The 13,777-nt window shown below is 44.2% G+C and carries 11 protein-coding genes, 1 tRNA gene and 1 pseudogene; 1 reads left to right on the forward strand and 12 read right to left on the reverse strand.

Annotated features, from left to right (window positions below; genetic code table 11):
- Window positions 1-8: 8 nt before the first annotated feature.
- From DW769_RS06255 to DW769_RS06310, 11 genes and pseudogenes are all read right to left on the reverse strand, one after another.
- Window positions 9-1,478 (reverse strand): nicotinate phosphoribosyltransferase, encoded by a 1,470-nt coding sequence (locus DW769_RS06255; RefSeq protein ID WP_118750133.1) that lies wholly within the window; start codon window positions 1,476-1,478, stop codon window positions 9-11.
- Between the two features lie 66 nt (window positions 1,479-1,544).
- Entirely contained in the window at window positions 1,545-2,249 is a 705-nt protein-coding gene (locus DW769_RS06260; RefSeq protein ID WP_118750134.1) for an acyl-[acyl-carrier-protein] thioesterase, read from the reverse strand.
- 78 nt (window positions 2,250-2,327) lie between these two features.
- A tRNA-Gln gene (locus DW769_RS06265) sits at window positions 2,328-2,399 on the reverse strand.
- Between the two features lie 135 nt (window positions 2,400-2,534).
- Complete coding sequence (locus DW769_RS06270; protein WP_117510056.1) at window positions 2,535-3,713, reverse strand: cation diffusion facilitator family transporter; 1,179 nt, start codon at window positions 3,711-3,713, stop codon at window positions 2,535-2,537.
- Window positions 3,714-4,050: 337 nt separating this feature from the next.
- Window positions 4,051-5,640: an ABC transporter substrate-binding protein gene (locus DW769_RS06280; protein WP_117510054.1), complete on the reverse strand. Its 1,590-nt coding sequence runs from the start codon at window positions 5,638-5,640 to the stop codon at window positions 4,051-4,053.
- 237 nt (window positions 5,641-5,877) lie between these two features.
- Complete coding sequence (locus DW769_RS06285; RefSeq protein ID WP_117510053.1) at window positions 5,878-6,345, reverse strand: Hsp20/alpha crystallin family protein; 468 nt, start codon at window positions 6,343-6,345, stop codon at window positions 5,878-5,880.
- A 506-nt stretch (window positions 6,346-6,851) separates the two neighbouring features.
- Window positions 6,852-7,241, reverse strand: a complete 390-nt coding sequence (locus DW769_RS06290) for a hypothetical protein (protein ID WP_330425655.1) — start codon at window positions 7,239-7,241, stop codon at window positions 6,852-6,854.
- A pseudogene (locus DW769_RS06295) lies at window positions 7,237-9,539 on the reverse strand (glycoside hydrolase family 3 C-terminal domain-containing protein); the annotation flags it as partial. The pseudogene DW769_RS06295 and the gene DW769_RS06290, both read right to left, overlap by 5 nt.
- Before the next feature lie 26 nt (window positions 9,540-9,565).
- The gene (locus DW769_RS06300; protein ID WP_243105423.1) at window positions 9,566-9,823 is read right to left on the reverse strand and encodes a hypothetical protein; all 258 of its coding nucleotides are present in this window, start codon (window positions 9,821-9,823) and stop codon (window positions 9,566-9,568) included.
- Between the two features lie 31 nt (window positions 9,824-9,854).
- Window positions 9,855-11,393: a glycoside hydrolase family 3 N-terminal domain-containing protein gene (locus DW769_RS06305; protein WP_243105424.1), complete on the reverse strand. Its 1,539-nt coding sequence runs from the start codon at window positions 11,391-11,393 to the stop codon at window positions 9,855-9,857.
- Window positions 11,377-11,676, reverse strand: coding sequence for a hypothetical protein (locus tag DW769_RS06310; protein WP_243105425.1), 300 nt, complete (start codon window positions 11,674-11,676; stop codon window positions 11,377-11,379). Before DW769_RS06310 ends, DW769_RS06305 begins: the two co-directional genes overlap by 17 nt.
- Before the next feature lie 119 nt (window positions 11,677-11,795).
- Here DW769_RS06310 and DW769_RS06315 point away from each other — a divergent pair, with 119 nt between their 5' ends.
- A complete protein-coding gene (locus DW769_RS06315; RefSeq protein ID WP_243105430.1) occupies window positions 11,796-12,158 on the forward strand; it encodes a DegV family protein in 363 nt (120 codons plus the stop codon).
- A 92-nt stretch (window positions 12,159-12,250) separates the two neighbouring features.
- Here the strand turns inward: DW769_RS06315 and ltrA are convergent, their stop codons facing one another.
- A complete protein-coding gene (ltrA, locus tag DW769_RS06320) occupies window positions 12,251-13,534 on the reverse strand; it encodes a group II intron reverse transcriptase/maturase (RefSeq protein ID WP_158576419.1) in 1,284 nt (427 codons plus the stop codon).
- Window positions 13,535-13,777: the final 243 nt, after the last annotated feature.

A 13,777-nucleotide genomic window follows, 5' to 3' on the forward strand; every position in this document is an offset into this window, starting at 1 on the left:
TTCCTTTCTTACTGCTCGCCGAGAGCCTTCATGCTCATCTCCTCGAGCAGGTCGCTCTTGATGTGGTACAGCTTGTCGGACAGATCCACGTAAACCTCATGCGGATTGACCAGACGTTTGGACTCCTCCCAGAGGGTATCTTTCTCTCTGGTGCAGATGTCGCGGATCTCCATGACGGATGGAGAAGTGTAGACGCATGCGCCCTTCTGGAAAATCGGAACGAGGAGCTCGCGTAAGGTGTAGGTTCCGCCTTTGATCTTCGTCTTTTTCCAGGTCTCGATCGGGTCGAAGATGATCATATCTTTGCTCTCGTCGAAGGTCTCGTCTGCAAGGCAGATCAGGTCGGCACGGATCTTTCCGGTTTCTTTATCATAAATACGATAAATCGTCTTATTGCCCGGGTTTGTTACTTTCTCGGAGTTCTCGGACAGCTTGATCTTCGGTGTGAATTCTGCGTCATCTTTATCTTTTGCTGCTGCCAGCTTGTAAACGCCGCCGAATGCCGGCCAGTCACCGGATGTGATCAGGTTGGTGCCGACACCCCAGGAATTGATCTTCGCACCCTGGGTTTTCAGGCTGTCGATCAGGTACTCATCGAGGTCGCTGGATGCGGAAATGATGGCATCGCCGAAACCTTCTGCCTCGAGCATCTGATATGCTTTTTTCGACAGGTAAGCCAGGTCACCGCTGTCGATGCGGATGCCGTAGCCCTTCATCGGTAAGCCCTCTGCTCTCATCTCTTTGAATACGCGGATCGCATTCGGAACACCGGATGCGAGAACATCGTAGGTGTCTACGAGAAGAATGCATGCTTCCGGATACATTTTCGCATACGTTTTGAATGCGGTGTACTCATCCGGGAAGCTCATGATCCAGCTGTGTGCGTGGGTTCCCTTGACTGGAACTTCAAACATCTGTCCGGTCAGGACATTGGAGGTTCCGATGCAGCCGCCGATCATGGCAGCACGCGCGCCGTAGATACCGGCATCCGGTCCCTGTGCACGGCGGAGTCCAAACTCCATGATGCCGTCGCCCTTTGCCGCGTAAACAACGCGGGATGCTTTCGTCGCGATCAGGCTCTGATGGTTGATCATGTTCAGAATCGCGGTCTCTACAAGCTGTGCCTCCATGATCGGAGCGACAACTTTTAAGAGCGGTTCTCTTGGGAATACGACGGTTCCTTCCGGGATCGCATAGATATCTCCGGTGAAATGGAAGCCTCTTAAATACTCCAGGAAATCATCGTTGAAAATATGGAGGGAACGGAGATAGTCGATGTCATCCGGTGAAAAGTGAAGATCGCGGACATACTCGATTACCTGCTCAAGTCCTGCACATACGGCGTATGCGCCGCCGCATGGATTCTTTCTGTAAAATGCATCAAATACCACGATCTGATCGGACGGGTTCTCGTAGTAGCCCTGCATCATGGTAAGTTCATATAAATCGGTTAACAGTGTAAGGTTCTGCGCTCTCATGGCAAATTCCCCTTTCCTCATTGTGTTTATTACGTTCGTATCTTATTCTTTCCGATTGTACCACAATCATTGAAATTCCACAACTACGTATGGCTGTCCTTTTTCATCGTTCAGCGAGATAAAACAGCCGTTTTCCGTCTCGGCGCGCAGCGGATGCAGGACGTCACCGAGGTGCGCCTGCTGTTTGTATTCGGCGCGCATCCGGTGCACGGTGAAGTTCTTCGAAAGGCATTCACCGGCAAGGGAAATGAACTGTGCGTTATTGACGTGGTGGTTCGTATCGAGGTTGTGCGGCCGCACCGGGAACGGTTCGCCGATGAAATCTGCTTCCGGCATTTTCACTTTGCGCTCGCCGAAATCCTCGTCGATCGGATCGTCAATGCCATAGGCGTCTGTCGTCTCTTTCGGTGCACGGACGGGATGACCCGTTTCCATATTGACGTAAGACCAGATGGAGTTGGCACAGGCGAGCATTTCGCCGTCTTCTGTTTCCATCGTGAAGTTACGCATGCCAAGAAATCCTTTGAAGCCGCTCGCCCATGTAGTGATTTTTACCGCTTCACCGAGGGATGGATAGCGGCGCACATGAATCTGCCACGCGGACAGCACCCAGGCGCAGCCTCGTTTTTTGAGCTCCGCAACGCCCTCGCCGATCGCTTCCGACTGGAAGGTACTGCAGTCCTGAAAGTAATTGATCAGCCCCGGCAGGGTGAGATTTCCGTCCTCACCGATTTCGCTGTAGCGGATTCTGCTCGTAAAGGAATACTTCATCGTTTCGTTCCTCCTGCTGTATTTGTTTTTGAGCATCGAAAAAGGCCTCAGGTACGAGACCTGAGACCTTTCAATGAGCTGGGCTACCTGGATTCGAACCAGGAACTGACGGAGTCAGAGTCCGTTGCCTTACCGTTTGGCGATAGCCCATTGCCTTGCGACAAGATGTATAATACACTATCGCAAGAGAAAAGTCAACACCTTTTTTGAAATTTTTTTATTTTTTTCAAAAAACTGACTTTTGGAACATTTTGGAAGGGATTTGACGGCTCAACCCGGCCGTTGTCACTCTCCCGCCACGTATTTTTTGTCGATGTTGACGACGCATTCATACTTCTCATCCATTTCCTTCATCAGCGCCCCGATCTGCCCGATCACGCGATCACAGTCTTTCTTCTTATAAGAATACGGGATTTCAAGATCAAAAATCAGCTTCTTTTTCTCCGCCCCGTTGATCATACGGAAATCGTGGAAGGAAAGCTCCGGATCGAGAATGGAAATTACGTTTCTTACCTTCTCCTTTGTCGCAAGAACCGTCGCATCGTGGATCTCCACCGGATCCATGTGGATGACCAGCAGAATCCCCAATTTTTTGCCGACCTCATGTTCAATGCGGTCGATAATATCATGCGATACCTCGATATCGACATCTCGCGGCACCTCCGCATGGATCGATGCCATACTTCTGCCAGGCCCGTAGTTGTGGACAATCAGATCATGGGTTCCTACAATTCCTTCATAGGAAGCAACCTCTTTCATGATCCGTGCATACAGATCCGGATCCGCGCCCTGCCCGATCAGCGGTTCCAATGTATCTTTTGCAATGGAAATACCGGACCACATAACGAGTACCGCCACAACAAGTCCTGCGATTGCGTCGATATTAACCGAAAGGAAATGGCAGATCAATATAGAAGCGATCGTTGCGCTCGTCGTGATCACGTCGCCCATGGAATCCGCCGACGTTGCCAGCATCACCTTCGACTGAATGCGGTTTCCCAGTTTTCGGTTGAAAAGCGCCATCCACAGTTTTACACCAACCGAGAGCACCAGAATCAAAAACGGAACCATCTGAAATGTGATCTCTTCCGGATTGCGAATTTTCTCCAGGGAGCTCTTTAAAAACGTAAAGCCGACTTCAATAACCAGAAACGAAACGATCAGCGCTGCAATATACTCGATCCGTCCATGCCCGAACGGATGCTCTTTGTCGGCCGGTTTGTTTGCCATCTTGACACCAACAAAGCTGATGACCGAAGATGCCGCATCGGAAAGGTTATTGAACGCATCCGCCATGATCGCCAGAGAATGCATCCCAACACCGATCAGCAGCTTGGCGGCAAACAGCAATACATTGCAGCAGATTCCTACCATACTGGATAAAATACCATATCTCGTCCGCACATCCGCATTGTCAGTGTTCTCATACTCTTTTACAAAACATCTTACCAGAAAATCTGTCATGGGTTCCCCTTCTTTCCACAATACATTCAGAAACATTAGCTTAGATAAAAAGGGCCTCACGCATCGCCGCGAAGCCCTTATGTTTTTTCTGTCTTTTTCTATAGTAGGCAGTGTTGAAAAAAAAGTCAAGCCTAACATATTTTCGGAGATTCTATCGACAGAGAGAAAAAGCAACGCAGACTGCTTCTTTTCAGCAATTCTGCGCCGCTTTTTCTCTGTTTTTTCAGATTTTATCTCTTTTCAGGCAGATTTGACAATCGAATGAGAGTTTTTCTTTTTCCTGCCTGAAATAGCGTTACCGCCCACCGGTACCCAGCGAGCCGTAACGGAATAGCTACTATTTTACTTTATAAATTTTCGCCATATCCTGCACATACAGCGGATAGAACCGATAGCCCGCAAAATCGCTCCGAAGTGCAACCTCACATGCCATATCCTCGATATACAGGTTTGCCGCATCGTCACAGAGCAGTGTTTCCATTTTTTTGTAAATCTCAACCTGCTCCTCTTCATCCGTGCTGGTCTTAACCTGCTGATACAGTTTATCATACTCTTCGTTGCTGTAGTTGATAAAGTTCTTGGATGATGTTGAGGTAAACCGTTCCAGCAACGCGCGTCCGGTCAGATATGCCGCATCAACGCCGACAACCGTGGACTGGAACTTCCGGTCTGCATATACATCCGACAGCCAGCTGTCCCACTCGACCTGCTGAATTTTGGCAGTAACACCGATCGCTTTAAGCTGCTCTACCAGAACCTGGGCTGTATCGATATGCTGCTGATAATTGTTCGGCACTGTAATCGTAAGCTCAAATCCATCTGGGTATCCGGCTTCTTTTAACAGTTCTTTTGCCTTCTCAATATCCTGATTATATCGCTCTGACAGTTCCGGCACATAATATTTTCCAAATGCCGGGAACATGCTGCTTCCGATGATCGTTCCTTTTCCGTCCGCAATCATATCCAGCACTTCCTGGCGGTTTGCCGCATAGCACAGCGCCTGGCGCACCTTCACATTGTTGAGCGGTTCCACGGCATTGTTCAGATACAGCGCCTGTACCAGGTTCATACCGCCGTCATAAATCGTAAAATCGGAATCTTCGGCAAGCTGCGCTGTCTGTGTGGAACTGAGACGTGCATACATGTCCAGTGTACCGGATTTCAGGTTTGTTACGACTGCATTGCTGTCCTTGACAATTCGAAATGTTACCTTGTCCAGATACGCCTGATTTTCCGTATCCCAGTAATCGCTGAATTTTTCAAGGACAATGTTTTCCTGCGGGGACCGTGATACATAGTGGAACGGGCCTGTTCCGACCGGATCTGCTTCCAGATCTTCCACATGCTCAGGTACAATCGCTACCGTCAGATAGGCAAGAAACTCGGTGTCTGCCTCTTTTAAATAGATGTCGATCGTGCTCTCGTCCGGAATTTCAACCTTGTCCACATTGGAAAATGCCTCTACCAGAGGCGTTCCGTCTCCGTTGATACCCGCACAGCGTTCGATTGAATATTTTACATCCTCTGCAGTGACGGTCGTTCCATCGTGGAATTTGACACCATTCCGGAGCTTGAAGGTATAAACCTTTCCATCCTCCGAGATCGAATGACTCTCTGCCACCGCATCGTTCAGATTTCCTTCTTCATCGGGCTTTACAAGGCCCTCATAAATATTGAATAGGATTTCTTTCGTTCCTGCCGCAACAGATTTGTGTGGGTCAAGACTATCCTCAATGTCCTGAGGAATTCCTACCGTGATGGAACCTCCCATAACAGGTTCCCCTGTCGGGGTTGATTCCGTTGATACCTGAGAACTTGTGGTATCGGAAGAATCTGCTTTCCCATCCTTGCCATCCTGGCATCCGCCAAGTACAACAGTAAGAGCTGCAACTAAAAGCAGCGCAAGTACGCTTCTTCTTTTCTTCATGATTTCTCCTTTTGATACGAGTTCTCTCATTTTGTAATTGTCACGCCTATTGTATCCGACCTGTTCCCAAATAGCAAGTACATTATTGTATACAATTTATTTTCCGAATCCGAAAATCACGTATATCCGCCCGCGTATTCCGGATTCTTTCCCTCGGGATGTACCAGAAAAGATAAAAATTTTGCCGCCCGGGAATTTTAACATTCCCGGGCGGCAAACGCTTTTGCTTTTTTTCTTTTATCCTTCAATGGAGATTGTCTTTTTCTGCTCCACAGCCGGTTTTGCTTCCTTCTTCGGTACGAAGAGTTTCAGCAGACCGTGTTTAAATTCAGCCTTGATATCCTCTTCGGTAATATCCTCACCTACATAGAAGCTTCTGCTGCATGCACCTGCGTAACGCTCTTTACGGATGTAGCGGCCGCTCTCTTTTTCTTTCTCGTCTTTGTCAAGACCTTTCTCTGCACTGATGGTCAGATAACCATTTTCCAGTGTGGCCTGAACTTCATCTTTTGTGAAGCCCGGAAGGTCAACCACTACCTCGTAGCCATTATCCAGCTCGCGAATATCTGTTTTCATCACATGGCTGGCTTTGCGGCCATACAGTTTCTTTTCTGTATTCTTCATCTCTTTGTCATAATCATAGAACGGAAAATCGTTGAAAAAGTCATCAAATAAATTTTCTCCAAAAATACTAGGCATTAACATAAGTCATCGCTCCTTCTTATTCTTCTCATGGAACCTGATCCATGCTTTTTCTCCGGTTTTTCTTTTCACCGGATCTTTTTGTTTACCTGTTTCTTTGGAACGGAAAGGCTTCCGGATACCGGAGGTTTTCTTCTTTTCCTCTCTTTGTATCCCTCTTCCTTTGTTCTAGCTGTAATATAACACTTATTATTAGCACTGTCAAGAGGCGAGTGCTAATTATTTTGTGAAGATTTTGTGAACGCTACGAGCCATGCAAAATGGTGAAAAAAGACGCCCTGCTAGTTTACTTGCAAAGGCGTCTTTTTTTGCTATTTTATAGGGCGACAGCCCTACAGCGAGGGAATTCTTTCCCGAGCTGTGCATGGCGTAACATTCTCTTTCGCACTCGATTTTCTTGGTTTGACCACATTTTTACGACAAATTCTTGGAAAAATATATTTGTCTGATTTTCTTACTACTCCTCATCTCTTTTATTATTAGATTTCAGGCATACTTGCTAATTTCTTCTATTCAGCCTTCCCCTCTGGGAAAATAATTTTAAACACAAAGAAAAAAATCACCATGGAAACTCCACCTGTAATAATTGTCACAAGCATGTTATAGACTGCCGGTGCCACATATGCAGATGCAACCGGCATCCACAGATTATTAAATCCATTACAAATCAGTGAGATTACCACCCATGCAACAAAATACCAGATTGCCTGATATACAGGATTTCCATGGCTTTTAAAAGTAATATTTCTCTGCAGTGGAAAATTAATACACTGTGCAAGAAATGACCCCAATTCATAACTGATAAAATAGCCAAGTCCACCACCGATCAGTATATTTCCCGTTGCATCACGCAATACATTATACCCCAGCAAACTCCATGTAAATTTTACTCCAAACAATTTCCATACTGACTGCCCCGCCGGTCATTTTGGCAATACCTCTAAATGGCATGTTGTAAATAAAAAGAATATTCAGATCCGGCTTTCCCTGTGCCTCACTCTTCTTTTTCATTTTTGTGAGACATCTATATATCAGTCTTGCAAGTCTGCTTTTTGCATAATACATCTGGCAGATTGCATCATTGATTTCCAGATTTCCACTCCATCTTCCATTCGGTATCTCATGACCAAGAAGTTCACGAAATTCCTCATCTGATATTTTCTGCACGATTCCTGTATAATAGTAAGGCATTTTGCCGGATTATAAGGATATCCTTTACTGTTTCCTGTTCTCTCGGTCATACCTGTTAAACGAATATCTGCAACACTGGCACCTACCATAATCTGATAAGTTCCTGTTTCTGTTTCCCACTGTCCTGTTTTTATATTCCAATAACGGAATGTCTTATCATCAAAGGGAATTCTGATCTGTCTGCTTTCTCCTGCCTTTAAATAAACTTTTGCAAAACCTTTCAGTTCTTTTTCCGGTCGAAACACGATTGCATTAGGAAGTCCTACATACATCTGAACAACCTCAGCTCCATCTCTGTCACCTGTATTGGTAACCGATACTTTGATTCCATCCTCTTCTATGATAAGATCAGAATATGTAAATTCTGTATAGGAAAGCCCAAAGCCAAATGGATATTGCACCCGGACTTTTGAAGTACCATAATAGCGATATCCCACATAAATACTCTCGCGGTATTCCGATGTTTTCTCATTACTTGGATAATATCGGAATGCCGGTGTCTGTTCATAAGATATGGGATATGTTTCTGCCAGTCTTCCTGATGGATTCACTTTTCCAGTCAGAATATCCAATGTTGCAGAAGCGCCTGCCTGTCCATTCAGATAGCCATGCAAAATCGCTTTGCAGCAGGTGTGCCATGGCATTTCTATCGCAGATCCTGCACTCAATATTCCAATAATATTTTCATTCACTTTGCTGATATCCTGCAAAAGATCTATCTGATCCTGCGGAATACGCATATGGGTTCTGTCCAGTCCTTCTGATTCACTGATCTCATCAAGACCAAAGCAGAAAATCACAATATCCGCGTTCATAGATAAATTTAATGCAAACTTTCTATCATTCTCATCTACATCTCCATTTCTCTGATAGCCTCTTGTCATTCCCAGAATATTCAGGTCATATTGTTGCAAAATTGATGACATATCTTCTACTTTTGTTGGATTGACCATAGAAGATCCTGCCCCCTGATATCTGGGTGAAAAAGCAAAATCTCCAATAACAGCGATGGATTTTTTTGTATCCAGCGGAAGAATCTGTTTTTCATTTTTCAGAAGAATCATGCTTTCTGCTGCTGCTTTCTTTGCCAGTTGATGATGTGCGTTTCTGTCAAAGTTTTTATTTGAAAGCTTCTTCCCTGATGTCAGCTCCATCACTGCATCCACCAATTCTCCAACTCTTTCATCCAAATCCGCTTCCTTCAGCTTTCCACTTTGGACAGCAGCAATCACTTCTCTTGCAGAATCGTACCCACAGGACGGCATCTCCAGATTTGAGCCGGCAGCAACACCTTTCACATGGTCATTGCTTCCGCCCCAGTCTGTTACTACAATTCCATCAAATCCCCAGTCTTTGCGCAGGATGTCTGTCAAAAGATGTTTGTCCTCATTAGCATAAATCCCATTAATCTGGTTGTAACTGCTCATGATTGCTTTTGCGTGTCCTTCTTTAACAGCTATCTCAAAACCGGTCAGATATATTTCTCTTAATGTCCGTTCGTCAACAACTGCGTCCATTGCCATTCTCCGAAGTTCCTGACTATTAACCGCCAGATGCTTCGGGCAGGCATATACGCCTTTACTCTGTATTCCACGAATATATGACGCTGCCATCTTCCCGGAAAGATATGGATCTTCTGAAAAATATTCAAAATTTCTTCCACATAATGGGCTTCTTTTAATATTTAATCCCGGACCAAGCAGGATATTTACATCCATACTTGCTGCTTCCTCTCCAAGAGCCTGTCCGATTTCTTCCCCCAGGTCCTGATTCCAGCTGTTAGCTATTGTCGCTGCTGTGGGAAAACAAGTTGCATTCAAGGATGCATTCAGTCCCAGATGGTCTCCTGCTCCTGCCTGTTTTCTGATTCCATGCGGTCCATCTGAAAGAAAGATGGACGGGATGGAAAGCCTGTCAATTTCTCTGGTCTGCCAGACAGTTTTTCCACTGAGTACCGCTGCCTTTTCTTCTATTGTCATCTTTTCAACCAATTTTTGCTGCTTCATAACTGTTTTCCATCCCTCTTTCATCCTTATTCAGCATTCTTTCTTTTCTTATATCCTCTGATTATCAATACTTCCATTCCTGCTATGAAAAGTGCTATTACTACGTCGATACCAATTCCTGCTTTTTTCCAGTTTTCCATACCTGTTTCTTTGTGTTTTCCATCATAAGCCCAGCTGCTTACAACTGTATACATGACATTTTTGCAGGCATTTCTCATCTGAAGTACAGATGTTGGATGCTCCGGATTAGCTACATTGTTCTCTTCTCCGTTGAATGTGGACAACATTGCATCTTCATGAATTCATCACTATCTATTACTCAACAACAATTAACACACTTTTTCTCTTCTTATATTTCTTCACCAGAACTACTTCCAGAAGAATCAGGATAACAGCTACTGCCACGTCCACACCAACCATGATTTTCATCCACAATGCCAGTGTTAAAGATGTTTCACCAGCATATGCATTACTGTTCACAACAGTATACATAATGTTCTTGCAGGCAGTTCTCATATACTGAACTGTGGATGGGTCAGATGTATCTGTAACAAAGTTTGTTCCTACATCAAATGTAGACAAACAGCAGGAACCGCCAGTTGCGATTACCTGATCTGCATTCATGTTAAATGCACCAGCAAAATAGTCGGTTTCTACAAAGCCTTTGAATCCCCATTCATCACGGAGAAGCGTTGTCTGCAGTTCGTAATTTCCGCCAGCCCACACATTTCCAATGTAGTTAAAGGAAGACATTGTAGCTGTAATATTGCTGTTTTTTACACAGATTTCGAATGGTTTCAAATACAGTTCACGCATTGCCTGTTCATTTGACCAAGTGCAGATCATAATCCAACGGTTTGTCTCCTGCTCGTTCATTGCAAAATGTTTCATATATGCATAAACACCATTCTCAGCAGCACCATTTACAACCTGTGCAGACATAGTTCCTGCAATGATTGGGTCCTCTGACGGGTACTCATATGTACGCCCACCAAATGCACTTCTATGAAGGTTCATAGATGGTGCATACCATCCAGAGCAACCAAGTTCTGTAGCCATTTTTCCCATATCATATCCGTATGTATGAGCTAAATCCTTATTCCATGTGCAGGCGATCATAACATTTGACGGGAATCCTACAGAACCTGCACCTGTAAAGTTATTGCTCACAGCGGATGGTCCATCGCAGTCAACAGTAGCAACTTTTTCAACGCTTTTTGCTTCTGCAGTCTGGAATCCGGCATGGGCGATCATATTCTGCATCTCATCAATTGTAAGCTGATCCAGAAGTGTTTCCCAACGCTCATCATCATAATCTGCACCGCGAAGCTCCGTCAGTTTCATTCCATTATCCGCACCAGTCACAGGCATTTCGGCATCTGGAATTTCCGGCATTTCATAGTTGGAAGTTACAATAAATCCCTCTTTTAAATCCTCCGGCATAAACGTGCTCGCAGGTGCAGCTGTTGTTTCATCATAATTCTTGAAGCCATCTTTACGTGATAAATAGGTAAGATGTCCGTCTGCATAACCGAATTGATTTACAGCAGCAGTCAAGTCTGTCGAACGTGGATTTGCCTCATCATAAACAATATCTTCATCTACTGTATAAGTAACAGAATCGATCACATTATGAGAATCGCTGTTGATACTGATCTCATAATCTCCTGCTTCCAGCACGTAGCATCCATTTTCCAGGTAATCATAAGAAGCCATGTCCTCAGCTGTAAAAGAAATTGTTACCGTCTGTGATTCACCTGGTTTCAATTCATTTGTTTTCTCATATCCAATAAGATTTGCCGTTGATTTCTCAATTCCTCCATTGGTATATGGCGGGTTATAATAAACTTCCACAACATCTTTTCCAGCTATGTCCCCAGTAAGTAATAATATAGGTAAAAACTGACCGCAGGATATACGCACAGAACACAACGACCATTACCGTCCAGAATGTCCTCCACGCATTATCCGGCAGCAGCTTGTACATACACCACCTAGAAATAAACGGAAATGCCAGATCTATTACTGCTATTGCCAGAGCACATACCATATCCAGCAAAAACAGCTTCCTGTGTGGTCTAAAATATGACAGGAATATCTGCATCTCACTTTTGTTTTTAAAATCTTTCTGGTTCATTTCTTATTGCTCCTGATTCTTATTTATTCTCTTATTTTAGTATAAATTCAAGTCGAACGCACGTAAAGATTTGGTACGTGATTCTGGTCAGCATAAGCTATTGAAATGTTTTAAATTTGGTGTTACAATTTGTCACATTAATAGCCACTATCGGAAATGTTCTCAAAATCAAGCCTATTCTCAGAGGAAACAAAGATGGCTATATTGTAACTTATAAAAATGTCCGTGGACGTAAAGCAGCCCTGAATACTCTGATCAATCTGGTTTGTGATAATATTATAAAACCTGAAGAACAGATCATCGATATTGCACATGCCGACGCTTACGAAGATTCTCTTTATATCATGGATAAAATAAGAGAAAAAATCAACATACGTGATTTTATCAACACATCTTACGACTTCTGCACCGGAAGTCATGTCGGTCCTGATACAATTGCCCTTTTCTTTATCGGCAAAGACAGAGAACTGGTCCAGTCATAATTCTTCACAATCGAGTAGGAGGGAAATCTGAGTGATTTCCCGACCTCTCACACCACCGTGCGTACCGTTCGGTACACGGCGGTTCAGTCAACTTAACAAGTAACACACCTTTCGGTGTAGTAATCTAACATTGAGATTAATCCAAAACGGGTTAGTCTTTCTTTTGTAACGGCTACATTCATGGCACCGCCTTGACAGCAGTGTGCGATTCTCGCACCATTATAAGCCGTTGAGTACGCTAGTTTCTTATATACCCCTAGCTTTATTAAGTTCTTCGCGCGATTCTGTGGAGTTTTCCAATGTTTCCATATACACATGCGCAATCGAAATCTTATGCTTTGGTCGAGCGTGGCACATAACACCTTCATACTACCTATTTTAAAGTAGTTAATCCACCCTCTGATAAGCTGATTAAGTTTCTCAACCTTATAGCTGTTACTAACGCCCCAGCTACGACAAGTGAGTTCTTTCATTCGCCTCTTGAACTTTGCTACTGATTTTGCATGTGGTTTTGCCTTAAATTGGTGTGCTCTTGAATCAAAGTAGAATCCGAAACCCAGATATTTCAATCCTCTTGGTCTATCTACTTTGCTCTTGGTCATGTTAACTTTGAGTCCTACTTTCTCTTCAATAAAACGAGATATGTTTCTCATTACACGATTGGCAGACATTTCGCTTCCGACCATAATAATACAGTCATCCGCGTATCGTACAAAGTTAAGCCTTCTCTTTTCCATTTCCTTATCAAGTTCATTCAGCATGATATTTGCCAGTAATGGTGAAAGATTTCCTCCTTGTGGTGTTCCCACAATAGAATCCTCATACTCATCATCAATCATGATTCCACTGACAAGATATTTCCTAATGATAGAGATAACATCTCCATCTTTTATAGTTCTGCCTATGATGGTCATAAGCTTGTCATGGTTTACTGTGTCAAAGAACTTTTCCAAGTCAATGTCTACAATCCAGTCGTTGCCCTCGTTCATCATATCAAGTGCTGTCAGGATTGCCTGTTGTGCACATCTGTTCGGTCTGAATCCATAACTATGATCATGGAACTGCTCCTCATAGATTGGTGTTAAGACCTGTGCAATAGCTTGTTGTATAAATCTGTCTGTTACTGTTGGCACTCCCAGGTTTCTGAAACCGCCATCGGGTTTTGGTATCTCCACTCTCCGTACTGGCTGAGGTTTATACTTTCTTGTCCTCAGCTGCTCCTTAATGATTTCGCCGTTCTTTGCAAGATGTTCCTTAAGTTCTGTGCACTTCATTCCGTCCACTCCCTCTGCACCTTTGTTTCGTACGACCTGCAGATATGCTCTGTTGAGGTTATCGCTAGATAATATCTGCTCCATTAGACTACTTGTGTCCATGCGTTCTTTCCTTTCCGTCTCGCTTGATTTGACCATCTTTTACCCGATTGGTTACGGCAGATGTTATCTCTTCTGCAATACGAGACATACTCAAACTTATTGATTGTTCGCCCCTTTGCTCCATCTCTATTACAGAGACTTCTTCACTACTATGGGCTCGGCTGACTTCTCACAGTTCGTTGTTACTAGGCTAATGAAACCCCTGTGAGACCTCCACGCTTAAGGTGCACGCTCTTTCCTCTC

This window comes from Blautia sp. AM29-29 (assembly GCF_003480555.1).
Taxonomy (GTDB): Bacteria; Bacillota; Clostridia; order Lachnospirales; family Lachnospiraceae; genus Fusicatenibacter; species Fusicatenibacter saccharivorans.

What these genes read in the sequence shown, in the direction of transcription:
- DW769_RS06255 (WP_118750133.1), bottom strand. Translation starts at nt 1,478, where the DNA reads ATGAGAGCGCAGAACCTTACACTGTTAACCGATTTATATGAACTTACC.
- DW769_RS06260 (WP_118750134.1), bottom strand. Translation starts at nt 2,249, where the DNA reads ATGAAGTATTCCTTTACGAGCAGAATCCGCTACAGCGAAATCGGTGAG.
- DW769_RS06270 (WP_117510056.1), bottom strand. Translation starts at nt 3,713, where the DNA reads ATGACAGATTTTCTGGTAAGATGTTTTGTAAAAGAGTATGAGAACACT.
- DW769_RS06280 (WP_117510054.1), bottom strand. Translation starts at nt 5,640, where the DNA reads ATGAAGAAAAGAAGAAGCGTACTTGCGCTGCTTTTAGTTGCAGCTCTT.
- DW769_RS06285 (WP_117510053.1), bottom strand. Translation starts at nt 6,345, where the DNA reads ATGTTAATGCCTAGTATTTTTGGAGAAAATTTATTTGATGACTTTTTC.
- DW769_RS06310 (WP_243105425.1), bottom strand. Translation starts at nt 11,676, where the DNA reads ATGAACCAGAAAGATTTTAAAAACAAAAGTGAGATGCAGATATTCCTG.
- ltrA (WP_158576419.1), bottom strand. Translation starts at nt 13,534, where the DNA reads ATGGACACAAGTAGTCTAATGGAGCAGATATTATCTAGCGATAACCTC.